This is a genomic window from Clostridium sp. LBM24168, from assembly GCF_052953915.1.
In genome coordinates, this window is sequence record NZ_CP196861.1 from 1,483,651 (window position 1) to 1,506,273 (window position 22,623).

Genomic DNA, 22,623 nt, shown 5'->3' on the forward strand with positions numbered 1-22,623 from the left:
TAAAATCAATTTAAAATTAACATAAAAAAACAGCCTTCCTCATGAGGCGAGAAGTCTGTCCGCGGTACCACCCAAATTTATTACTTATTTAAAATAACGATTCATACGGCTCAGCCTACTTTAAATAATTTCAGCCTGCAGCTTGAGGGTGAGCTTCAATATAAGATATCTATGGGTTTTCACCATTTCCCATTCGCTTTTAAAATAATCCTTATATTTAATATTCCCTGTCATAGCTTTTACTATTTAGATTTGAATTAAGTATAATACAAATTAAATTCTATGTCAATAGACAAACAAAATATTATATGGAAATTGCTATTTTATTTACCGGAAACGGATTCAAGCATACTCAAATCCATTTCCGATTTTGTGAAATATGACTTAATTTGGTTTATGCAAGATTATAGTTATCTTACATTATGTGGTTTGAATGTTGTACAACAGGTATCATCACTGGTATCGGCATTTTTGCCCTGCATAGGATTAACTTCCAATGCATTAGCATTACAATGACTATTTTTCCAGTAATGGCAGGAATCAACTCCACATCTAACTTGCATTTTAGGTGCATCCATAATATAAAATCCCCTTCCATTTATGATTTACATAACTTAGTATGGGTCAAAAAACAAAAAATATACGAACTATTTAAAACGAATTATTTGGAACGAATGTTCTTATAAATATAAAAATTTTATGCTATAATAATTTATATATAAGATATACAAAGGAGAGTATACTTTATGAAAAGAACAATTTTTCTTGTAGATATGGATGCCTTCTTTATAAGCTGCGAATCAACACGTCACCCTGAAATTATAGGTGTACCAGCTGCAGTAGCTGGTGATCCTCAAAAACGTTCTGGTATAATACTTACGGCAAATTATGAAGCCCGAAGATTCGGAATCACAACTACAATGACATTGAACAAGGCCTTGAAACTCTATCCGGACCTTGTAGTTATTCCTCCTGACCACCATTTTTACAGGCAGAAATCCCATGAAGTTATTGATATTCTGTCATGCTATACTCCTGTTATTGAACAGAACAGCATTGACGAGGCCTGGCTTGACATGACCGGCTGCGATAAGGTATCTGGAAATCCACTGGAATCTTCAAAAAATATTATGCTACGAATTAGAAATGAACTTGGATTAAGCTGTTCCATAGGTATATCCGAAAATAAATTTCTGTCAAAAATGGCTTCAGAAATGAAAAAGCCCTCAGGCATTACAGAAATCTGGAAAAAGGATATTGAAAAAAAGCTTTGGAATCTTCCTGTTGAATCCATGTACGGAATAGGGAAACATACTTCAGAAAAGCTTAGAAATATGAAAATTGCAACTATAGGAGAAGTTGCAATTTTTAATAAAAATATTCTTAGAAAAAGGCTTGGAAAAATAGGCGGAGAAATTTATGAACTGGCCAATGGTATAGATGATTCGCCTGTAAGACCTCATTCAGTCAGCGATATAAAGTCAATTGGCAAATCCATTACACTTTCAAAAGATGTTCACGATATTAAATATGCAAAGCATATTTTAATGCAGCTTTCCGATAAAGTTGGGATGACAGCTAGAAGATACAAAAAAAAGGGGCGCGTAGTACAGATAAGCATAAAATATTATAATTTCAAAGTTATCACACGTCGAATCACTATACATTCAACTTTTTCGGTAAAAGAAATCTATTCCGCAGGAATTAAACTGCTTGAAAAAAACTGGAATTCCCATATGCCGGTACGGCTTCTGGGAATAAGCCTAAGTGGTTTTGTAAATGAAAGCGAAGCCAGACAAATATCCATGTTTGAAATTTCAGGAACAGAAAGCAATAAAACTACCAGAAACAAATCCGACAAAATAGAAGATATTATAGGAAATATACGTAAAAAATATGGATATTCAATAATTAGCCGCGCAGTATTATTAAATAAAACCAATAAAAAATAATACGGCTATCTATCACTCAGACCTTCTATTAAAAGTATTATTCCTATAATCAGGTGGGATATCCAGCCTAAAAATGGTATCCATGCAAATGCATTCCCTAAAGCACCCAATATATGACCTACTATGCTCTTGCATTCCCTATTTGCAATAAATATACCAACAATATGCAGTACAAACAGTACCATTAGAGGTACCCATCCATGCACTATTACAAAAATGCCGCCTAGAAATGGTATTCCCAAAAATAATTCCGCTATTGCTATGGAAATTTTATACGTTCTCGATGTAATATCTATCATAGCATCTCCCTCCTATGCTTATTATATCTGATTTACATACTTTATGACAGACTGTATTGCCTTGTCTTTTGAAATGTCCTCATTCTTTTCTGCAGATATTTCAATATCAGGTTCTGTACCATTTTCAAAATTACAGGAGCCATCCGAGTTCAATCCCATCTCTTTTGGAAACACAAATTCATATCCGCTTTCTGGAAGCGAGCATACGGCAGGGTCATTCCCAATACCGTCCCCTTCTGTTCTCTCACCTACAAGTACGGCAAACCCGGTGCTCTTTGAAAATGCAGCAAACTTCTCCGATGAAGAAAAAACATTCTTATCTACAAGCAAAAAAATTTTCCCTCTGTAATTGATAGAATCCTTTGGCTTAATACAGCTTATATTCTTGTCATAGTATTTGAAGTCTTTTTTTAATTCAGGAGGTAATTTAGTCAAATTTTCTTTGTAAATACTAGAAATTGATTTAAGTTTAGTATATCCTGATCCATTTCTTTCCTTTATAAAACTTTCACTGAACTGTCCCCCCCTGTATGCGGTATATTCTTTACTATATATGGGTTTGCTAATCAGAATTGGAATAATATTGTCAGACCAATATGTACTGTCTCCTCCGCTGTTTCCCCTTATATCTATAATAAGTGCTTTTGTATCGGTAATATTTTTCAAAAATGGTATTATTGTTTTCATGTTTTCCTTAATATTCAAAGAATTGAATGAACTTATAAACAAATAGGCTATTTTACCTCCATCAATCATTTCAGCATTAACATTGCCAGGAATAACATAATCATTTGTAGTCCTTGTATTACTGCTTTTTTTAATGGATTTGTATCTTTTTATCGATGGAGGACTATTTAACTGTTTTATCCATGATTTACAAAATTGGGGATGCTTTTCATAAATGTTTTTACAATAAAAATAGAACTCTTCATCCATCATATGTGTATGTCCATTATTTAGTTCTTTCAATATTCCCTGCAGTACATTAAAGTACTCCTCATCATTTCTTGTGGATTTTATCCTGTGAATATATTCTTCCTTATTAGAAAGCCAGTCTATTCGATTTTGCCTCTTGTTCACTTCGAAATATGGATAATTTTTTTCAAGTATGGAATACATATAATTAAAATCCGATATTTTTTCTCTTTGTGACAGATGACTACTTTTAAAGTTATATATAATTACTACAGATAACAAAATTATTACAAACAAACTGATAGAAATTAAAATCTTCCTTTTCATTTTATACATTCCCCTTTTATACATCATTTCAAGATTAATACACTATTTATAGTTTTTTCAATTATATTTATAATACAATATTTTTTCCCGTCAATGCAAAAAAGAATAGATATAAATTATACCTACTCTTCTTCTAAATATTATGGTTAGAACTTTTATATCTATATTCTGATTATGGAACCATCAGTAAATTCACACAATTTATTGTCCCATTCTGAAACAGAAATATAATCAAGTGAATCATTATAGAAGAACCATTTAAATGTTCTGCCTTTTAAGTCAAATGTTTTATTGTAATTTTCAAGCATATTGTTAAACTTATCGTCAGCATATAGATAAGGATCGTTTTTATCAAGTCTTATATTATATCTGTACTTGAAAAAATTATCCCCCTTATCACTTTCATAAACCATTTTGGGATTAGTTGTTAAAGATATTCCTTGTTTCCTTTTAATATTTCCTTTTTCTAAATGCTTTTTTATTACTGATTTTGGAATTAACTTACTACACATTACATTTGAGAAATGATAAAGTATCATCCTTTTACACCTCATTTCACTTATAATGTTATCACTAATGAGTATAAAAGTACATTACAATACATATTTATAAAATTATTTTGTGTTAGGCCAATACATCTATTATGTTATCAGAACTATTTTTAGATTCATCATCTGGATTAACTTTCAATTGTTCTACTTGATTATTCAAAGTTTTATTTGATTTTTGTGATTGAATCTGTGATTGAATCTGTTCCAATTCAGCCTCCAGCTGTTGAATTTTAATTTTTTTTGTCTGATCATCATCCTTGCTAGAATTTTCTTCTTGTATTTGCTTCTGAATTTCTTCTTCTTGTTTTTCAAGCTGATTTGTATCATTGACATTGCTTATTGATGTATCATAGCTTGATACAGAAGAAATTGATGAAATGTTCATTATCAAAACCTCCTCATAAATTATAGAATTTTACTATAATAATTTTATTATAAGTTCCTTAATATTTTCTTAAAAATATAATTAATATCCAATTGTTCCTCTAGTTACCTAGAATAATTTATTCAATACTGTATATACTGTAATTGTAAGAAGTAAATAATACTATAAAAAGGAGTGATTATTATGGCATATACTAGTAATAGGCTAGTAGTTCCTGAAGCTAAAGAAAAATTAAATCAATTTAAAATGGAATCAGCTGCAGAAGTTGGAGTAAACTTAAAGCAGGGTTACAATGGTGATTTGACATCCAGAGAAGCCGGGTCCATAGGTGGAAATATGGTCAAAAAAATGGTTCAGGCTTATGAGCAGGGACTCAAGTAATAAATACAGCAGAGAACATGGGTTATGGTGATTAAAATAATTACTATAACCCATGTTTTATTATTTATTTTCATTCATATCATATTGTCTCTGGAATAGCTGTGGCTTATTGACTTCATATTTATTTAGTATTATATTTTATATATTAAAATATAGAGGAGTAAACATTAAATGATAAAAATTTTAATTGTAGATGATTCAATTTTTTCTCAGAAAATAACTTCCAATTTAATAAAAAAATTTATGAACAATGTAGAACTTTTTTTTGCATGTGATGGAATTGAAGGATTTAAATTATATAGAAAAATTATGCCAGATTATGTATTTTTAGATTTATTAATGCCTAATTTAAATGGTAGAGAATTAATAAAACTAATAAAAGAGTACAACAATAGTGCAAGGATAATTGTAATTTCTGCGGATGTACAAAAAAATGTAAAAGAAGAAATAAAAAATTATAATATAGTATCCTTCATTAACAAGCCATTTAATGAAGAAAAAGCGAAAGACATATGCAATATTATAAAAAATAAGGAATGATAAAATGAATAAAAAAGAGTTACAATATGATATATTAAAAGAGTTATTCAATATAAGTGTTGGCAAAGCATCGAGCATACTTTCAGAAATAACTAATAAAAGAATTTTATTAAATGTTCCTAATTTTAAAATCCTTAATATAGAAAATCGAGAGTTTATACTAGATGAATATTATCAAACTATATTTGATGGAACACTAATGGTATCTTCTATTTCTTTTGAAAAAAAACTTACTGGAACAGCAAATTTAATTTTTCCAGCAAAAAAAATGAAAAAATTTATAAGTATTTGTTATAATCAATATGAAAATAGCATATATTGCGATACAAATTTTACAAATATAGATTTTGATATCATTAAAGAGATAGGAAATATACTGCTAAATTCTATTATTGGCGAATTTAGCAATTATCTAGATATAAATCTAAATTATTCTTTACCAGAAGTAAAAATATTTACAAATATAGATTTTGCCAAAGATATTACACATAACCATGCAAATATATTAATACTTTACATAACTTTTATAATAGATGACATAGAAATAGAAGGTGCGGTAATAATTGATCTTACACTGGATTCATTAAAAGAACTGCTAGATAAAATAAATACAATTGAGGATGAGATTTATGGATAAAATTATTTACGATATATTAAACAATATAAGTGATGGAATAGTTATACTCAATGAAAAATTAGAAGTTTGTAATTGGAACAATTACATGGAGCATATAACAAATATCAGTTATAAACATGCTTTAAACTGTAATATCTATGAATTACTTCCAAATTTAAATAGAAATTATTTTAAAAAAGCTGTATCCGATGTAATGGACAAGGATTTCAAGATGTTTTTTTCATCTGCAATGCATGGTCAATTTATAGACAGCAGAAAAAATTTGAATTTAAAAATTGCCAGACTTATAAATGAGCACTCTAAATTACTGTTGCTTGAATTTATTGATGTGACAAATCAGTTCATTCAAATAAAAAAATTAGAGAGCTACGTTAATAAATTGTATAAATTAAACAAAAGATTAGAGGAAAAAGAAAAACTTATCAGTAATCTTGCCTATTATGACAGATTAACTGGTATAGCAAACAGAGTATTATTCTATAAATTTGCAGAAATTTTCTTAAATACGGCCAAAAGAACTAATACTTTATTAGGTTTAATGTTTATAGATATCGATAAATTTAAAACGATAAATGATACTTATGGACATGAAGTAGGTGATAAAGTTTTAATAAAAATAGCAAATATATTAAATGAATCCACAAGGAAAAATGATCTAGTTGCACGATATGGTGGTGATGAATTTTTAATATTGCTGCCCTGTATGAAAGATTTAAATGACTACAAAACCATAGTCTCTAGAATTATAGATTCTAAAAATAAAAATTGTGTTATAGACTATAATAAAATTTTCATATCCATAAGTATTGGAGTCAGTTTTTATCCTAAAGATGGCCAAACTATAGATGAATTAATAGTAAAAGCTGACAGGGCAATGTACTTTGCCAAAAAAAAATTTGGCAACGACAATTGCATATGTAGTGGATTTATAAACTGTTAATGAAATCATTTACACGCTCATATTTTTTTAGTATAATAAAATAAAAAGGGGTGTTACTATGATGTATATTAAAGAAACCACTAATACGGAACTCTTTGAAATCATGTATGACATAGCAGTAAGCACTCTTAAAATTTATAACGCTAAATCTTTCTATGATAAAAATGTATATGAATGGCTTATAAAAGTTTTTGGTCACAAAAAAACAGAATGGTTTTTATACAATTGCTATAGAGTGGATTGATAATTTATTTCCGGTTTTTATTTTTAAACCGGAAATTTTTTATAAGTACTGTAGTAAAAAAGAGCCATTTAACTCAATAGCTCTTTCACATCCTTGTATATAAGTATATTTGATATGCCTCCATAATACCTAATTATGCCATCTATTACAGTTATAGGTGGATTAAAGCCTCTTTCTATAACTTCCTCTACTCTAGTCCTTTCATCAGATAGAAAACCCCTATTCTTCAAATCTATAAAATTTACGTCTATATTTTCAGATATATCCGTGGATTTTAAAAATCTTCTCAAATTTTCGCATAATTCTAATATATTTTGGTAATCTTCTTCTTGAGAATTACAATTTTTACACATGTTTCTATCTCCACAGGAGGCACATCCAAAATTTTTTTTGCTGTTCATACATCCTATCGGCAGAGCTTCATCTCCACAACCATATATATTAACATCTATTACACTCATACAATTTTAATCCCTTTCATAAGAAGTACAATATAGTATTTATTATAACATATATATTTTTCTACAAAATAAAAATTATATAAGTATAAATATATCTATTTAAGTATTGCACCTGTATTGGCAGAAGTAACCAGTTGGCCATATCTTGCCAGGTAGCCTTTTTTTATTTTTGGTTCAGGTTTTACATGTTTTTCTTTTCTTGCCAAAAGCTCCTTTTCATCTACTTTAAGTTCCAATTTCTTATTTCTAATATCTATAAATATGGTATCTCCTTCTTTTACAAATCCTATTAATCCATCTTCCATAGCTTCTGGTGAAACATGTCCTATGGATGCTCCTCTTGTAGCTCCTGAAAATCTACCATCTGTAAGGAGTGCAACATCTTTATCAAGTCCCATTCCAGCTATGGCTGATGTTGGTGAAAGCATCTCTCTCATTCCAGGTCCTCCTTTTGGTCCCTCATATCTTATTACAATTACATCCCCTTTATTTATCCTATTTCCAAAGATAGCACTTACAGCTTCTTCTTCTGAATTGAATACTCTGGCCGGTCCTTCATGTACCATCATTTCTTCAGCAACTGCTGATTCTTTAACTACAGCACCATCTACAGCAAGATTTCCTCTAAGTATAGCTATTCCGCCCTTATTACTATAAGGATTATCCAAACTTCTTATGACATCTGAATCAAGTACTTCATGTCCTTTTATGGTTTCTCCTATTGTTTTTCCTGTGACAGTCATGCAGCCTTTCTCAACAAGCCCCTTCTTTGAAAGTTCATTCATAAGTGCAGGTATTCCTCCTGCCATATGCAAATCCTCCATATGATGTTTTCCACTTGGACTCAGTTTTATGATACAAGGTGTTTTTTTACTTATATCATCAAATAGATTAAGATCAAGTTCTATTCCAACCTCATGAGCTATTGCAGGAAGATGAAGTACAGTATTTGTAGAACCTGCCATAGCCATATCCACAGTTATTGCATTTTTGAATGCATCCAATGTCAATATGTCACTTGGACATCTATTTTTCTTTACACAATCCATTACATACATTCCCGCATACTTTGCAAGCTGATTCCTCTCTCCAGTTTGAGCAAGTGCAGTACCATTTAAAGGTAGTCCCATTCCCAGAACCTCTGTAAGGCAATTCATGCTGTTTGCAGTAAATAGTCCTGAACAGGATCCACATCCTGGGCAGGATTTTTTAACTTCTTCTTCAAGCTGATCCTCTGTTATTTTTCCATCGCTGCAGGCTCCTACCTGCTCAATACATGTGCTGAAATCCAATTCCTTGTTGTATAATTTTCCTGCTCTCATAGGTCCACCACTTACAACAACAGCAGGTATATTAAGTCTTGCAGCTGCCATGAGCATTCCAGGAACAATTTTATCACAGTTTGGGATCAATACTAGGCCATCAAACCCATGAGCAGTAGCCATGACTTCGATGGAATCAGCTATTAGCTCTCTACTGGCAAGAGAATACTTCATGCCAACATGGCCCATGGCAATTCCATCACAAACTGCAATTGCTGGAAATTCCATAGGTGTACCTCCAGCCATAGCCACCCCAAGCTTAGCAGCTTTTGCTATTTCATCCAGATGCATATGTCCCGCAACTACTTCATTCTGCGAATTTACTATACCTATAAGCGGCCTTTCAATTTCTTCCTTTGTATATCCCATTCCATACATTAATGCTCTAGCAGGAGCTCCCTTAATTCCACTTTTTACTGAATCACTTCTCATGTTATAAAATCCTCCTTTTTGTAAAAAAATAAGCCTATGCCTAAGACATTAAGCTCTGAAGCATTGTTATGAATACTTTTATCCATCATAATCTTTAAATAAAATATTTTAATTAAGCCCCTCTTTATTTATAAACTCAAAATTCACCTTGAAATATCATCCTATACTTTCAGTTACTGATGCCCCTGGTGGAACTATAGGAAATACTTTTTCTTCTATATTGATATCACATTCTATTATTACAGGTTCCCTTTTTTCTAAAGCGAATTTTAAACAACTTTCTATTTCATCATTATTTTTTATCTTTAAAGATTTAATTCCATAAGCTTCACCTAATTTAACAAAATCAACATCTCTGGTCAATTCTGTAAAACAATATCTCTTTTTATAAAATAATTCCTGCCATTGATGAACCATCCCAAGCGATCCATTATTCAATACGATTTGAACAATTGGCAATCTGTATTTTGCTATAGTTGCAAGTTCTGTAGAATTCATTTTAAAACTTCCATCTCCAGCTATATTTATTATCCTCTTATCAGGATTTCCGATACAGGCACCTATTGCTGCACCAAGTCCGAATCCCATTGTTCCAAGCCCTCCAGATGTTATAAAAGTTCGTGATTTTAAAAATTTAAAATACTGCGCAGTCCAAATTTGATTTTGACCAACTTCAGTGGTTATTATACAATCCCCGCCAGTCAATTCATACAATGTATTTATTATGCTGTAAGGATTCAGATATTCATCCTTTTTATGACTCAAATCCGAATATTTAATTTTCTCATTTTCTTTCAAGTTCAATATATGTTTCATCCAATTGCTATGATTCTGTCTTTCAAGTTTATAATTTAAATCAGTTAGTACCTTTTTTATATCTCCTCTTACAGACAATGCTACATCAACATTTTTACCAAATTCCTTTTGATCTATATCTATGTGAATTATCTTTGATTTTTTTGCAAAAGTACTCGATTTACTTATAACCCTATCACTGAATCTTGCGCCTACAGCTATCAGCAGGTCACACTCATTCACAGCATAATTGGAACAGTGACTTCCATGCATTCCAATCATTCCAGTGTAATTTTTTCTATTACCCGGGAATGCCCCAATTCCCATAAGTGAACAGGCAATCGGTGTATCCAATTTATCAACAAATTCTATAAGTTCACTTTCTGCTCCAGATGAAATCACTCCACCACCAGCATAAACCATAGGTTTCTTACTGCTATTTATAATATTGATAACGTTATCTATATTGCCTCCATATTTATTTGAAAATAAATCGTATTTAAATTCTTCACTTGAAGAAATAGCCGAAATATTTTTAAACTCCACAGTATTAATGCCATTTTCTGATACCTGGATATTTTTAGGCATTTCCACAACTACAGGACCCTTTCTTCCGCTGACTGCTATTCTAAAAGCTTCATCTACAGTTTTCTCTATATCAGAAAATTTACTAATGGTAAAATTCTTTTTTGTTATAGATTTCGTTATACTTCTTATATTTACCTCTTGAAATGAGTCTTTTCCTATCATATTTACAGGTACTTGCCCAGTAAATACTACGATTGGTATAGAATCCATATATGCAGTAGCAATTCCTGTAACAGCATTTGTGGCTCCAGGCCCTGAGGTTGTAATAACAACCCCAACTTTTCCTGTAGACCTGGCATAGCCATCTGCAGCATGAGCTGCCCCCTGCTCATGTGCAGTTATTATATGATTCAATTCATCTTGCATATCATACAATGCATCATATATAGGTAAAACTGCTCCACCTGGATATCCAAATATAGTATCAACTCCATGCTTTACTAAACATTTTAAAAGCATTTTAGCCCCCTTCATAAGTATCACAGCCTCCTTTTTTTTATAAAAAATTTATTCATTTGAAGGATTTTCATCAATCCATGACATCATAGATCTAAGTTCCTTACCAACTTTTTCGATTGGAGCATTTTGTTCCAACCTCCTTCTAGCTGTAAATCCCGGTCTCCCTGTCTTGTTCTCAAGAAGCCATTCTCTTGCAAATGTACCATCTTGAATTTCTTTTAATACTTTTTTCATTTCTGCTCTAGTATTTTCATTTATTATTCTCTTACCAATCTTATAATCTCCATATTCAGCAGTATCACTTATTGAATATCTCATTCTGTTTAATCCACCTTCATACATAAGGTCAACTATCATCTTCATCTCATGCATACATTCAAAATATGCATTTTCTGGAGCATATCCAGCCTCAACAAGTGTATCAAATCCTGCTTGTATAAGTTCAGAAATTCCTCCACAGAGTACTACCTGCTCACCAAACAAATCAGTTTCAGTTTCAACTTTGAATGTTGTAGTCATAACACCTGCCCTAGTTCCTCCAATTCCTTTACCATAGGCAAGCGCAATTTCTTTTCCCTTTCCTGTAAAGTCCTGATATACTGCATAAAGGCAAGGGACTCCTGCACCCAACGTATATTCTCTTCTAACTATATGTCCTGGTCCTTTAGGTGCAATCATAAGTACATCTATATTTTTAGGTGGAATTATCTGATTAAAGTGAATATTAAATCCATGGGCAAAGAATAATGCATTGCCCTCATCAAGATTATCTTTTATACTTTCTTCATAAACTTGTTTTTGCTTTTCATCTGGTATAAGTACTGTTATTATATCTGCCTGTTTAACGGCTTCAGCTGTTTCATACACTTTAAATCCAGCTTTTTCAGCTGTTTTCCATGACTTGCTCCCTTTATATAGACCAACTACAACATCAAGCCCACTGTCTTTTAAATTCAATGCATGTGCATGTCCCTGACTACCAAATCCAAGAATAGCTATCTTTTTACCTTTCAAAATATCCAAATTTGCATCCTCGTCATAATAAACTTTTAATTTTTCCATAATACTTTCCTCCTAAAATAGTTTGATAATATTTGCATTTTTTATATAGTGCTTGGAACAAATCTAAATAAAAATTATGAAATCATTAATTCAATTAAGTAAATATTTGCTTAATTTAAAATTTTACAAATCTTAATCTTAACCTTACAAGTGAATTATTTAAAATAATAAACTCAATACTTCTAAGTAAATTTTTTGTATAAAAAAAGCAACCAATTCTCTGCTTGGGGCGAGAAGTTTGGTCGCGCGGTACCACCCAAAATTTTTACTTAAAAGTAATAACGGTACTACCGATAAAGCCTACTTAAATTTCGACTCACGACTCCAAGGCTACCTTCAATAGCTAAAATTATGAGTTCCCACCAAATTCTCACTCTCTAAAAATTTTCACTATCTACTCTTCCAATTCATTGTCTTTATACTCTACAATTATGCTAAAATCAGCTAATAAACATCAAATTATTAAATATAAAATTTAAATTATGAAGTCTATTGCCTTAAATTTTTTACTTTTAAAAATTACTTTATCAATATTTAGTGTATGTGACGATAATAATACCTTCTGGTGATAATGTCAATAGTTTTTTCGATTTTTTTTTCGATTTTTTTATTTTTCTATTTTTCCTACATAATTATGTATTTAAAATAAACTTTTTATCTTCTATTTTCATTGTATATTATAATAAAATTAAATATCAATTTGTAAATATATCAAAAGTACATACACATTAATTTCTATTAGATAAGATTAATTCTATTTCATTTATAGTTTATAATTTTTTTGCTATTATAGTTTATAAATTACCATTTATTATATACTATCATATTGAAAAACTTGAATTTTGATTATTGACATAAATATTATTTTATAGTATAGTAAATTTCAAATACAAAAACAATGACAGAGAAGAGTAAACAAAAATATGTCTTCAGAGAATAGGAGTTTGGTGTGAACCTATAGACTAAAGTTGTTGAAAATCACTCTAGAGTTGCAAGCTGAAATTATAAAAGTAAGTTATGCCGGCAATGCCGTTATATATATTGAGTAATAATCTGGGTGGTACCGCGACAGACCTTCGCCCCATTAGGGACGAGTGTCTGTCTTTTTTATGCTCTACTTTTTATTTTACTTTTTCAGATCATTTATAATTTAGTGTGTGAAAAATCAAAATTTAATAAATTGTATAATTTTTACGATCTATTATTTCAATCATTGGAATTTAACTTTTAATATTACTTTTTATCTTTATTTAGTTATCAGAATTTTTACTAGTTATTTATCTATGATATTAAAGCCATATATATTGGGATAGTTATCAAACTCAAAATTGTAGTTATCGACGTAACTACTGCAGCATATTCATAATCTGCACCATATTCTTTTGCAACTACTGATGTATTGGTCATTACAGGCATTGCTGCCTGTATTACAAACACCTGTTTCATAAGAGTTGGTACTGAGAAAAAACTACCAATTACCATTATTAAAATTGGAGAAACTACAAACCTCCCAATTAAAACAGCAATTATATCCAAACTTATTTTTATCTTTTTGATATCTACATAATATATTGTTATGCCTATGAACAACATAGAAAGAGGTGTAGTCATCTCGCCAAAATATTTACATGTATCCATTACAAATTTAGGCAATTCAATTCCACAAAATAAAAATATAATTGCCAGTACGAATCCCATAAGCGGTGGTGAAAATATTCTCTTTAAAGTATCTTTCGAAAAAATACCTACATTGGCATCAGAATTTACTCCATCTGTAGTTATTTCATAAGCACCTATTGTCCAGAAAAATACAGTATTTGATATATAATACAGTAAAACATAAGGTACACTTTTAGTTCCAAACAACGCTAAATTTATAGGCAAACCTACAAATATTGAATTGGAAACGAAGAACATTGAACGGAATGTTCCAATTCTTCCCTTTTTAACTTTTATAATTTTAGATACTACTATTGCCAGTACATATCCTATCATCATGGACAAAACAGGTATAATAAGTCCTTTCCCTATATGTTCAAGCTTGTCCTTTGTAAAATTACCCATAATATTAGAAATCATAAGGCATGGAAGTGCAATATTACACACTAATTTTGAAAAAACCTTTGATATATCATCATTTAACCATTTAAATCCAGTAAGAATATACCCTACAAGAATCATAATTATTATACTAAATATACTTCCAGCTGAATTTAATATTGCCATTCAAATCACCTCGTCTTATTGCTGATCCTTAAATCTACTCAATGCATCAGCCAATGCAGAGTTTATAGGCGTATTATTCTGTTTATTTAATTTTTTCATGTATTTAGCTGCATCTTTTTTACTTATATTATCATTATTTTTACCAAATCTATTATTGAAAGAAGACAATTTTTCCCTAAAACTGCAATTTGGGCATACATAAATCTGCCCATCTCCTTTTCCTCTTAATTCAAGCTTTTTATGACATTCCGGACATCTTACATTTGTAAATTTACTTACATTTTCTCTGTAACCACAATTTCTATCCTGGCAAACATTCATAATTCCATATTTTCCTTTTACCTCAAGCATATATTTACCACAGTTGGGACATTTCTTACCTGTAAGATTATCATATCTAAATCTGTCATTGCTTGACTTTATATCATCTACTAATTCTACTGCGTAATCCCTCATATTTTTCAAAAATATATCGGAATCCTCTCTACCTTTGCTGACTCCTTCCAAAATCTTTTCCCACTTAGCTGTAAGCATAGGTGATTTCAACCCTTTTGGTACTAAATTAATAACCTGTTTGCCTTTTGATGTAGGAATTATTTCCTTTCCTTTTCTTTCTATATAAAACATGTTGAACAGTTTCTCTATTATATCTGCTCTAGTAGCTACAGTGCCAATTCCTCCTGTCTCATTTAATGTTCTGGCATAAGCCTTATCCAATTTCACATACTTCTGTGGGTTTTCCATGGCAGAAAGTAATGATGCTTCATTAAATCTTGCCGGTGCTTTTGTCTGAAGCTTATTTATATCTATAGATATAATATTCAAAACATCAGATTTCCCAATTCCCAACAATTCATTTTTTCCATCAAACTTATCATTTTTATAAATCTTCTTCCATCCATATTTTTTCGGAGCATTTCCTTTATACGTAAAAACCTCACCTGCAATATCCGCTTTTATTTCAGTTTGGACATATTCATAAGATGGCAGCATTACAGATATGAATCTCTTTACAACTAAATCATACATGTCTCTTTCCTCTGCACTTAAACGTGAAACTGCAATGCTCTCATCAGTTGGTATAATAGCATGATGGTCACTTACCTTGCTTCCATCTACAAAGTTTTTGTTTGCCTTTATTCCATTTTTTAATATTTCATTTATAAAAATTCTGTATTCCCCTAATGATATTGCTTTTAAACGCTCCTTGAGTGTATCAACTATATCATCTGAAATATATCTTGAATCCGTTCTTGGATAAGTAAGTATTTTATAATTTTCATACAATCTTTGTATTATCGATAAAGTCTGCTTCGCAGAATATCCAAATATCTTATTGGCATCCCTTTGAAGTTCTGTAAGATCATAAAGTTTAGGTGAAATTTGTTTTTTCAAGCTAGAACTAACATCTATAACTTTACAATCCTTTCTCTGTAGTTTTTCAGCTATTTTTTTAGCATTTTCATAGTCAAACAGATTCCCATTTCCCTTGTCATCTACCCATTTGAGAGTAAAATATTTAGTTCTTGCCTCTATATTATAATAATTCTCTGGCTTGAAATTTTTTATTTCTTCTTCACGATCCACTATCATGGCGAGTGTTGGAGATTGTACTCTCCCTGCCGTAAGCTGTGCATTATATTTACAGGTTAAAGCACGGGTCACATTAAGTCCTACAATCCAATCAGCTTCTGCTCTACACCTGGCTGCCTTATATAAATTATCATATTTTGATGACGGTTTCAAATTTTTAAATCCTTCATTTATAGCCTTAGCAGTCTGGGATGAAATCCAGAGTCTCTTCATAGGTTTGTTTATATGAGATTTTTCTATTATCCATCTGGCTACAAGTTCTCCCTCTCTTCCTGCATCTGTAGCAATAATTATTTCTGAAATATCTTTTCTGTTCATCTGAGCTTTCACTATATTGAATTGTTTGCTACTTTGTTTTATAACTACAGTTTTTAAATGCTTTGGGAGCATAGGAAGATCTTCTAATTTCCAGGTTTTATACTTTCTATCATAGGTCTCTGGATCAGCCAGTGTAACCAAATGTCCAAGGGCCCAGGTAACAACATAATTATCTCCCTCTATATATCCTCCATTTTTTTTGTTACATTTGAGTGCTCTGCCAAGATCCTTTCCCACAGATGGTTTTTCAGCCAATACTAATATTTTGCTCATATTTATATCCTTTCATGAATTATTTGAATCCAACTAAATATTTCAGTTCATATTATACGATTTATCTTTTCCCTTTACAAGTTTTTAATTTGATGTTAATATATAAATAAGATGATAATGGATTTCATTATAAATTGATATTCGAGGTGGTTCAAATGAGCATTTGCGATTTAAAGCCTGGAGAAAGAGCTTTAATAAAAAGCATTCATGGCGATAAAAAATTAGCGAAAAGGCTTTTAGCCCTTGGCTGTATAGAAGGAACAGAAATAATTTTAAAGACCTTAGCTCCACTTGGTGACCCATTAGTAATAAATTTAAGAGGATTTGATCTTGCTATTCGTAAAAATGATGCAAAGAATATATCCGTTGTATCTTAATTTAATATTTATATTTTATACCTTTAAATACCATGGAATCTAATTACTTAACACGATATTGCATAAAATACTATGGTGTTTTTTGTATTGCAATTAATTATTATAAATAATATGGAGGAAATATATGATTACAGCAGCCTTGCTAGGCAATCCTAATGTAGGTAAAACTTCTTTATTTAATCATCTAACCGGTTCAAATCAATACGTAGGAAACTGGCCTGGAGTAACAGTAGAAAAAAAGGAAGGCTATTTTGAAGATATAAAAATTGTAGATTTACCCGGGATATATGCCATGGATACATATTCCAATGAAGAAAAAGTTTCTAAAAGTTTTTTACTGCAGGAGAATCCTGATGTAATAATAAATATAGTAGATGCATCAAATCTCGACAGAAATTTATACTTGACTACTCAGCTCAAGCAGTTTAAAAAGCCATTAATACTGGTCCTGAATATGATGGATGTAGCCAAAGAAAACGGAATAAATATTGATTTTGAAAAGATGGAAGAAGAATTAGGTGTTATTACAGTTCCAATAATAGCCTCCAGAAACAAAGGAATAGATAAACTTAAGGAAATACTTAAAAGCAGACAATTTCAATGTAAATCATCCAAGATAAATAATTTCAATTTTGAAACGGAAAAGGATGCCTACTCTTTTATAAAGGAAATACTGGATAAATGCATCACTATAACAAAAATAAAATCAGTATCGTATACTGAAAAAATAGATAAGATAGTTTTAAATAGATTTATTGCATATCCAGTATTTTTACTTGCTCTCTTTATAATTTTTAAATTTACCTTTAATTGGGTAGGACAACCTATTGCAGATGGATTTGGAGATTTCCTTTCAAATATAATAACACCTTATTTAAAGGATTTGCTTTCAGGAACTAGCGCCTGGTTTAGTTCACTTCTAATTGACGGCATACTTGCGGGAGTTGGCTCGGTAATTGTATTTTTTCCTATAATATTTTGTCTTTTTTTAGGTATATCATTCCTAGAAGACAGTGGATATATGGCAAGAGGTGCACTCATAATGGATAAACTCATGAGAAAAATGGGGCTTTCTGGTAAAGCATTTATTCCACTCATAGTTGGTTTTGGATGTTCGGTGCCAGCAATTATGTCATCTAGAACACTTGAAAGTGAAAAGGACAGAAAATTAACAGCACTTCTAATACCTCTTATGTCTTGTAATGCAAGGCTTCCTATATATGCACTATTCGCATCTGCTTTCTTTATAGGAAACCAAACGGAAGTAGTCTTTTCATTATATTTGCTTGGAATAATTATGGCTTTTATAATAGGACTCCTATTCAAAAATACAATATTTAAAAAGGATGAGGAACCTTTTATAATAGAACTTCCCAAATATAATATTCCCGATTTTAGAAGTCTTTTTATACATACATGGGAAAAGGCCAAAGGATTCTTGAAAAAAGCAGGTACAATAATATTTTCAATGTCAGTTATAATATGGTTTTTATCGAATTTCAACTTAAATGGAATTGCACCTATGGATAAAAGTATTCTATTTCATATAGGTAACTTTATAAGTCCTATATTTTCTCCAATGGGTTACGATTCGTGGCAAAATGCTGTATCTCTTATTGCTGGGTTAATGGCAAAGGAAATTGTAATTGGAACTATGGGGATTATATATGGAAGCAACTTAACTGCATTGTTACCTCAGCATTTTACTCCTATTTCAGCTTATTCATTTCTGGTTTTTGTTCTTCTCTATACACCCTGTATATCTGCCATATCTGCCATGAAAAAAGAATATGGTGGAAAAATGGCAGCATTTTCTGTAGTATATCAATTTATACTGGCCTGGATTGTCTCCTTTATCGTATTTAGGTTAGGTTCTTTCATATTTTAATGGGGGTATATAAATGATTGTAGAAATTTTGATAACCGCGGCCATAGTTATACTGGCAGTATATATTTTTGTACACAGCCTTCATAAAAAGTCTGGAAACAGCTGTAGCTGCGGCTGTAACTCATGTAAAATTTCAAATAAATGTCCTAGTAAAAAACATACTCATGGTAAAAATTAAATTATAAAAACAAGTAAAAGCCATCATTTTTTAATATAAGAGATGATGGCTTTCACAATAAATTTAAGTTTCTCTTAAATTTAAGATCTTTTTATAAAATGATCAACTATATCTTCTATAGATACTGTACCCTCTACAAATTCATTCTTATCTATTACAGGAATAGCTATTATATTATTCTCCCTTATTCTCTTGGCAACATCAAGTATTTCTTCTTCTTTACGTGCAGTTATTACACTCTTTGTCATAACCCAATCCACAGGACATGTATCATAATGACCTTCTTCAATTAGAAATCTATATATATCAGCTTTTACTACCATACCAACCAGTTTACCTTTTGAATCTATAACAGGAGCCCCGTTTACATTATGTTCATGCATAACATTCAACGCTTTGCTCAATATATCATCCGGTTTCAGTCTTACTATATCCGAACGCATTATGTCTCTAATCATACTAAAATCTCCTTTCTAAACAGTTATAGTTCTTATATTTAATTATATAATACTCTTCTTAAAAAGTCTAAAAAATTAATAACTGTTATTTGAAATATCTTCTATTTCTTCAGCATCTTTACCTCCTTTTAAAATATAATCTATTGTACGTGAAGCTGATCTTTTAGACATTTTATTTATATGGAAATTGAGTTTAATATGATTTCTCCTGAGAAGGCTTGTCAAAAATTTAAGCTGCTTTTCTGTAATCGAATCTTCTCTGACAATTGAATTATTATTTTCAATTTTATATATGAATTCATGTATTTTAGGAAGATTCAATACATCTTCATAGTTATGGAGCATTATGGTATCTTCCAGCTTTTTATCCTTGGTATTAAGAAATTCATTATATAGATCTACACTTATTCCCCCATCAATTTGATCCTGCCTATTTACACCTATATATTTCTCTACAGTCTTTAAATTACATCTTTCCATACCTAATTGCCTGTAATATGGCCTAACACGTCTATACAAATCTATATGACATTTAGGAGGTTCAAAGTTTATATTGGATTTTGACATTCTCTCGCATATAAATGGTTCATCAAAGGCAATTCCATTATATGAACACCAATTGCTGTAATTTAAGATATCATGTCCAAAACTATACAGTATTTCACTCTCATCCTCTAAATTTTCTGCAAAATACTGTGTTATGGAAAATTTGTCATGATCTATGAAACTTCCAAAAGATATAAGTATTATATTGTCATTGTATTTGTCAAAGCCCGTGGTTTCAATATCAAAATATGCTATGTCACCCATACTGTACTCATCAAATATATTGCTGGGAATTTTGAGCATTTGACTATATTTTTTAGTAAACATCGGCACCTCCAAGTTCATCAATTATTAAAAAGCCAGATATATCAAGTAATATCCGACTTTTCACAATAAGCACTACATCTTTTCTACCACATCTATTCCAAGCAAATACAATCCATTTCTAATTACCTGGCATGATGCCTTCACAAGTTGTAGTCTAAATTTTTTCATATTACTATCCTCTGTATTTAATATACTACAAGAATTATAAAATTTATTGAAAATTTTTGCAACATCTACTACATATCTCGTTATTATAAATGGCTCTAACCTTTTTATAGAATTCAATATATTGGAATTGAATTCTGAAAGAATTTTTACAAGTTCAAACTCTTCCTTTGAATTTGCATTAGCATAATTCACATTTTCATCAAATTCTTCCGCTTTTCTAAGTATACTTTTCCCTCTTGCATAACTATATTGTACATAAGGCCCTGTTTCTCCTTCAAAACTCAGCATTTCATTCCAGTCAAATATTATATCTCTTTCCCTGTTATTTTTTAAATATGTGAATATTACAGCACCTATTCCTATTTTTTTTGCCACCTCTTCTTTGTCTTCCAGTTCCGGATTTTTTTCCTCAATTATTTCAAGTGTTCTATCCACAGATTTCTGTAGAAGATCTTCCAGGAATATAACATCTCCATGTCTTGTAGAAAGCTTTTTATTGGAAAACTTAACTAATCCAAATCCAACATGTATACATGAGTCAGCCCAGTCATTCCCCATAAGTTTAAGAGTCTTGAACACCTGCTTAAAATGAAGACGCTGATCCATACCTACTACATATATGCACTTGTCAAAATCATAGGTCTTTTTTCTATATATGGCCGCCGCCAGGTCACGTGTAGCATATATGGTGGCTCCATCGGACTTCTTTATTATACATGGAGGCATATTGTAATCATCAAGCATTACAACTTTTGCACCATTGCTTTCTTTAAGCAGCCCGCATCTGTCAATTTCTTCTATTACGGAATCCATTTTATCGGTATAAAAACTTTCTCCCGCAAGAGAATCAAATTCAACTCCAAGTTCATCATATACCTTGCTGAATTCCTTCAAGCTCAAATCCTTAAATCTCTTCCACAACTGAACTTCTTCATCTTCTCCATCTTCCAGCTTTTTAAAGTATCTTCTTCCTTCATCTTCCAGGGACGGATCTTTTTCAGCCTCTTCATGAAACTTAACATATATTCTCAAAAGTTCCTTTATGGGATCTTTATTCAATTCATCCTCATTACACCATCTTTTATATGCAGATATCAATTTTCCAAACTGTGTCCCCCAGTCTCCAAGATGATTTATTCGTGTGCAATTGTAGCCCTGAGAATCCATCATTTTATAAAGAGAATTTCCTATGGCAGTACTGAAAAGATGGCCTACATGGAATGGTTTTGCAATATTTGGGGATGAAAATTCTATAACTATATTTTTACCGTTTCCAATTGAAGACCTTCCATAGTCATTTTTTTCAGTCAATATTTTATCTATGGTATCTATTGCAAACATTTCCCTATCCACAAAAAAGTTAATATAAGGTCCAAGATTTTCAATTTTATAAAAATATTCAGGATTTATTTTTTCTTTTAAATCGCTTGCAATGACATTTGGAGCCTTTCTAAATATTTTTGCCAGTTGAAAACACGGGAATGCATAATCACCCATTTCAAGCTTAGGTGGTATTTCAATTATCTTCTCTATGTCCTCAATTTCCATATCCACATGTTCTTTTATTCTATCCACCACAAGTTTTTTGTAATCCATAATAATTTTCAAACTCCTCTCCATCTATTTTGAAATTTCAAATATATAACAATATAAAAAGACCTATCTCTTATATATTAAAGAGACGGATCTTTTTCGCGGTACCACTCTAATTGGCAGATAAAAACTGCCCTCTCCAGACTTTAACGCAGTCAGCGACTTACTATTTACCTGATTTAAAATATCAAATACTTCTCATAAGCTCCTCGGAGACTCTCTTTCTTTTAAATGCATTCATAGGCTTCCACCAATCCCTACTCGCTGAAGAATACAGTAAAAAATACTCTTTCCCGTCACAGGATTCAATTATAATCTATTATATTATCACAATGACTTTATTGTCAATATAAATTTAACTATCTAATATTTCTATACCTTATATTGC

General features: G+C 30.9%; 23 protein-coding genes and 4 other annotated features. Of the genes, 9 read left to right on the top strand and 14 right to left on the bottom strand.

The genetic code is table 11. The annotated features are described in order from the left end of the window. Positions 1 to 39: 39 nt before the first annotated feature. Positions 40 to 243 (bottom strand) — a binding site (T-box leader). A gap of 167 nt (positions 244 to 410) precedes the next feature. Further along, positions 411 to 578 (bottom strand): DUF1540 domain-containing protein, encoded by a 168-nt coding sequence (locus ACSVC9_RS07340; RefSeq protein WP_446899683.1) that lies wholly within the window; start codon positions 576 to 578, stop codon positions 411 to 413. Positions 579 to 746: 168 nt separating this feature from the next. On the opposite strand from ACSVC9_RS07340, the gene dinB reads away from it, so the two are divergent. After that, on the top strand, positions 747 to 1,952 hold the full coding sequence (gene dinB, locus ACSVC9_RS07345) for a DNA polymerase IV (RefSeq protein WP_446899684.1): 1,206 nt from the start codon (positions 747 to 749) through the stop codon (positions 1,950 to 1,952). 5 nt (positions 1,953 to 1,957) lie between these two features. Here the strand turns inward: dinB and ACSVC9_RS07350 are convergent, their stop codons facing one another. The 4 genes from ACSVC9_RS07350 to ACSVC9_RS07365 all read right to left on the bottom strand — a co-directional run bounded on the left by ACSVC9_RS07350 (position 1,958) and on the right by ACSVC9_RS07365 (position 4,429). Continuing rightward, positions 1,958 to 2,251, bottom strand: coding sequence for a hypothetical protein (locus tag ACSVC9_RS07350; RefSeq protein ID WP_446899685.1), 294 nt, complete (start codon positions 2,249 to 2,251; stop codon positions 1,958 to 1,960). A 21-nt stretch (positions 2,252 to 2,272) separates the two neighbouring features. Next, entirely contained in the window at positions 2,273 to 3,493 is a 1,221-nt protein-coding gene (locus ACSVC9_RS07355; RefSeq protein WP_446899686.1) for a S41 family peptidase, read from the bottom strand. 161 nt (positions 3,494 to 3,654) lie between these two features. Continuing rightward, on the bottom strand, positions 3,655 to 4,005 hold the full coding sequence (locus ACSVC9_RS07360; protein WP_446899687.1) for a hypothetical protein: 351 nt from the start codon (positions 4,003 to 4,005) through the stop codon (positions 3,655 to 3,657). Between the two features lie 112 nt (positions 4,006 to 4,117). Next, positions 4,118 to 4,429 carry a FlxA-like family protein gene (locus ACSVC9_RS07365; protein ID WP_446899688.1) on the bottom strand — a complete coding sequence of 104 codons (312 nt, stop codon included), beginning with the start codon at positions 4,427 to 4,429 and terminating at the stop codon, positions 4,118 to 4,120. A gap of 183 nt (positions 4,430 to 4,612) precedes the next feature. On the opposite strand from ACSVC9_RS07365, the gene ACSVC9_RS07370 reads away from it, so the two are divergent. From ACSVC9_RS07370 to ACSVC9_RS07390, 5 genes are all read left to right on the top strand, one after another. Next, the gene (locus ACSVC9_RS07370; RefSeq protein ID WP_446899689.1) at positions 4,613 to 4,810 is read left to right on the top strand and encodes an alpha/beta-type small acid-soluble spore protein; all 198 of its coding nucleotides are present in this window, start codon (positions 4,613 to 4,615) and stop codon (positions 4,808 to 4,810) included. A gap of 171 nt (positions 4,811 to 4,981) precedes the next feature. After that, the gene (locus tag ACSVC9_RS07375) at positions 4,982 to 5,350 is read left to right on the top strand and encodes a response regulator (RefSeq protein WP_446899690.1); all 369 of its coding nucleotides are present in this window, start codon (positions 4,982 to 4,984) and stop codon (positions 5,348 to 5,350) included. A 4-nt stretch (positions 5,351 to 5,354) separates the two neighbouring features. After that, positions 5,355 to 5,987 (top strand): chemotaxis protein CheC, encoded by a 633-nt coding sequence (locus ACSVC9_RS07380; RefSeq protein WP_446899691.1) that lies wholly within the window; start codon positions 5,355 to 5,357, stop codon positions 5,985 to 5,987. Then, positions 5,980 to 6,927: a diguanylate cyclase domain-containing protein gene (locus tag ACSVC9_RS07385; RefSeq protein WP_446899692.1), complete on the top strand. Its 948-nt coding sequence runs from the start codon at positions 5,980 to 5,982 to the stop codon at positions 6,925 to 6,927. The genes ACSVC9_RS07380 and ACSVC9_RS07385 overlap by 8 nt, the downstream gene beginning before the upstream one ends. Positions 6,928 to 6,985: 58 nt before the next feature. Further along, entirely contained in the window at positions 6,986 to 7,171 is a 186-nt protein-coding gene (locus tag ACSVC9_RS07390; protein ID WP_446899693.1) for a hypothetical protein, read from the top strand. Positions 7,172 to 7,239: 68 nt separating this feature from the next. On the opposite strand, the gene ACSVC9_RS07395 is transcribed toward ACSVC9_RS07390, so the two are convergent. The 6 genes from ACSVC9_RS07395 to ACSVC9_RS07420 all read right to left on the bottom strand — a co-directional run bounded on the left by ACSVC9_RS07395 (position 7,240) and on the right by ACSVC9_RS07420 (position 16,700). Then, positions 7,240 to 7,632, bottom strand: coding sequence for a hypothetical protein (locus tag ACSVC9_RS07395; RefSeq protein WP_446899694.1), 393 nt, complete (start codon positions 7,630 to 7,632; stop codon positions 7,240 to 7,242). A gap of 95 nt (positions 7,633 to 7,727) precedes the next feature. After that, entirely contained in the window at positions 7,728 to 9,386 is a 1,659-nt protein-coding gene (gene ilvD, locus ACSVC9_RS07400) for a dihydroxy-acid dehydratase (RefSeq protein ID WP_446899695.1), read from the bottom strand. A 156-nt stretch (positions 9,387 to 9,542) separates the two neighbouring features. Beyond that, positions 9,543 to 11,243, bottom strand: coding sequence for a biosynthetic-type acetolactate synthase large subunit (gene ilvB, locus ACSVC9_RS07405; RefSeq protein ID WP_446899696.1), 1,701 nt, complete (start codon positions 11,241 to 11,243; stop codon positions 9,543 to 9,545). Between the two features lie 33 nt (positions 11,244 to 11,276). Next, complete coding sequence (ilvC, locus tag ACSVC9_RS07410; protein ID WP_446899697.1) at positions 11,277 to 12,290, bottom strand: ketol-acid reductoisomerase; 1,014 nt, start codon at positions 12,288 to 12,290, stop codon at positions 11,277 to 11,279. Positions 12,291 to 12,512: 222 nt separating this feature from the next. After that, positions 12,513 to 12,710: a binding site (T-box leader), on the bottom strand. Between the two features lie 469 nt (positions 12,711 to 13,179). Beyond that, positions 13,180 to 13,377: a binding site (T-box leader), on the top strand. Between the two features lie 194 nt (positions 13,378 to 13,571). Further along, positions 13,572 to 14,516 carry an AEC family transporter gene (locus ACSVC9_RS07415; protein WP_446899698.1) on the bottom strand — a complete coding sequence of 315 codons (945 nt, stop codon included), beginning with the start codon at positions 14,514 to 14,516 and terminating at the stop codon, positions 13,572 to 13,574. A gap of 15 nt (positions 14,517 to 14,531) precedes the next feature. Then, positions 14,532 to 16,700: a DNA topoisomerase 3 gene (locus ACSVC9_RS07420; protein WP_446899699.1), complete on the bottom strand. Its 2,169-nt coding sequence runs from the start codon at positions 16,698 to 16,700 to the stop codon at positions 14,532 to 14,534. Positions 16,701 to 16,855: 155 nt separating this feature from the next. Here ACSVC9_RS07420 and ACSVC9_RS07425 point away from each other — a divergent pair, with 155 nt between their 5' ends. From ACSVC9_RS07425 to ACSVC9_RS07435, 3 genes are all read left to right on the top strand, one after another. Next, complete coding sequence (locus ACSVC9_RS07425; protein WP_446899700.1) at positions 16,856 to 17,077, top strand: FeoA family protein; 222 nt, start codon at positions 16,856 to 16,858, stop codon at positions 17,075 to 17,077. Between the two features lie 124 nt (positions 17,078 to 17,201). Further along, positions 17,202 to 18,965, top strand: coding sequence for a ferrous iron transport protein B (feoB, locus tag ACSVC9_RS07430; RefSeq protein ID WP_446899701.1), 1,764 nt, complete (start codon positions 17,202 to 17,204; stop codon positions 18,963 to 18,965). Between the two features lie 13 nt (positions 18,966 to 18,978). Then, complete coding sequence (locus ACSVC9_RS07435) at positions 18,979 to 19,143, top strand: FeoB-associated Cys-rich membrane protein (RefSeq protein ID WP_446899702.1); 165 nt, start codon at positions 18,979 to 18,981, stop codon at positions 19,141 to 19,143. Positions 19,144 to 19,223: 80 nt separating this feature from the next. On the opposite strand, the gene ACSVC9_RS07440 is transcribed toward ACSVC9_RS07435, so the two are convergent. The 3 genes from ACSVC9_RS07440 to argS form a co-directional block, all read right to left on the bottom strand. Then, positions 19,224 to 19,601, bottom strand: coding sequence for a CBS domain-containing protein (locus ACSVC9_RS07440; RefSeq protein ID WP_446899703.1), 378 nt, complete (start codon positions 19,599 to 19,601; stop codon positions 19,224 to 19,226). Between the two features lie 75 nt (positions 19,602 to 19,676). Next, the gene (locus ACSVC9_RS07445) at positions 19,677 to 20,474 is read right to left on the bottom strand and encodes a ribonuclease H-like domain-containing protein (protein ID WP_446899704.1); all 798 of its coding nucleotides are present in this window, start codon (positions 20,472 to 20,474) and stop codon (positions 19,677 to 19,679) included. A gap of 72 nt (positions 20,475 to 20,546) precedes the next feature. Beyond that, positions 20,547 to 22,238, bottom strand: a complete 1,692-nt coding sequence (argS, locus tag ACSVC9_RS07450; protein ID WP_446899705.1) for an arginine--tRNA ligase — start codon at positions 22,236 to 22,238, stop codon at positions 20,547 to 20,549. Positions 22,239 to 22,316: 78 nt separating this feature from the next. Beyond that, positions 22,317 to 22,544, bottom strand: a binding site (T-box leader). Positions 22,545 to 22,623: the final 79 nt, after the last annotated feature.

Bases quoted from the DNA above. Each gene is read 5' to 3' on its own strand.
- ACSVC9_RS07340 (WP_446899683.1), bottom strand. From the start codon at position 578: ATGGATGCACCTAAAATGCAAGTTAGATGTGGAGTTGATTCCTGCCAT.
- dinB (WP_446899684.1), top strand. From the start codon at position 747: ATGAAAAGAACAATTTTTCTTGTAGATATGGATGCCTTCTTTATAAGC.
- ACSVC9_RS07350 (WP_446899685.1), bottom strand. From the start codon at position 2,251: ATGATAGATATTACATCGAGAACGTATAAAATTTCCATAGCAATAGCG.
- ACSVC9_RS07355 (WP_446899686.1), bottom strand. From the start codon at position 3,493: ATGAAAAGGAAGATTTTAATTTCTATCAGTTTGTTTGTAATAATTTTG.
- ACSVC9_RS07360 (WP_446899687.1), bottom strand. From the start codon at position 4,005: ATGTGTAGTAAGTTAATTCCAAAATCAGTAATAAAAAAGCATTTAGAA.
- ACSVC9_RS07365 (WP_446899688.1), bottom strand. From the start codon at position 4,429: ATGAACATTTCATCAATTTCTTCTGTATCAAGCTATGATACATCAATA.
- ACSVC9_RS07370 (WP_446899689.1), top strand. From the start codon at position 4,613: ATGGCATATACTAGTAATAGGCTAGTAGTTCCTGAAGCTAAAGAAAAA.
- ACSVC9_RS07375 (WP_446899690.1), top strand. From the start codon at position 4,982: ATGATAAAAATTTTAATTGTAGATGATTCAATTTTTTCTCAGAAAATA.
- ACSVC9_RS07380 (WP_446899691.1), top strand. From the start codon at position 5,355: ATGAATAAAAAAGAGTTACAATATGATATATTAAAAGAGTTATTCAAT.
- ACSVC9_RS07385 (WP_446899692.1), top strand. From the start codon at position 5,980: ATGGATAAAATTATTTACGATATATTAAACAATATAAGTGATGGAATA.
- ACSVC9_RS07390 (WP_446899693.1), top strand. From the start codon at position 6,986: ATGATGTATATTAAAGAAACCACTAATACGGAACTCTTTGAAATCATG.
- ACSVC9_RS07395 (WP_446899694.1), bottom strand. From the start codon at position 7,632: ATGAGTGTAATAGATGTTAATATATATGGTTGTGGAGATGAAGCTCTG.
- ilvD (WP_446899695.1), bottom strand. From the start codon at position 9,386: ATGAGAAGTGATTCAGTAAAAAGTGGAATTAAGGGAGCTCCTGCTAGA.
- ilvB (WP_446899696.1), bottom strand. From the start codon at position 11,243: ATGAAGGGGGCTAAAATGCTTTTAAAATGTTTAGTAAAGCATGGAGTT.
- ilvC (WP_446899697.1), bottom strand. From the start codon at position 12,290: ATGGAAAAATTAAAAGTTTATTATGACGAGGATGCAAATTTGGATATT.
- ACSVC9_RS07415 (WP_446899698.1), bottom strand. From the start codon at position 14,516: ATGGCAATATTAAATTCAGCTGGAAGTATATTTAGTATAATAATTATG.
- ACSVC9_RS07420 (WP_446899699.1), bottom strand. From the start codon at position 16,700: ATGAGCAAAATATTAGTATTGGCTGAAAAACCATCTGTGGGAAAGGAT.
- ACSVC9_RS07425 (WP_446899700.1), top strand. From the start codon at position 16,856: ATGAGCATTTGCGATTTAAAGCCTGGAGAAAGAGCTTTAATAAAAAGC.
- feoB (WP_446899701.1), top strand. From the start codon at position 17,202: ATGATTACAGCAGCCTTGCTAGGCAATCCTAATGTAGGTAAAACTTCT.
- ACSVC9_RS07435 (WP_446899702.1), top strand. From the start codon at position 18,979: ATGATTGTAGAAATTTTGATAACCGCGGCCATAGTTATACTGGCAGTA.
- ACSVC9_RS07440 (WP_446899703.1), bottom strand. From the start codon at position 19,601: ATGATTAGAGACATAATGCGTTCGGATATAGTAAGACTGAAACCGGAT.
- ACSVC9_RS07445 (WP_446899704.1), bottom strand. From the start codon at position 20,474: ATGTTTACTAAAAAATATAGTCAAATGCTCAAAATTCCCAGCAATATA.
- argS (WP_446899705.1), bottom strand. From the start codon at position 22,238: ATGGATTACAAAAAACTTGTGGTGGATAGAATAAAAGAACATGTGGAT.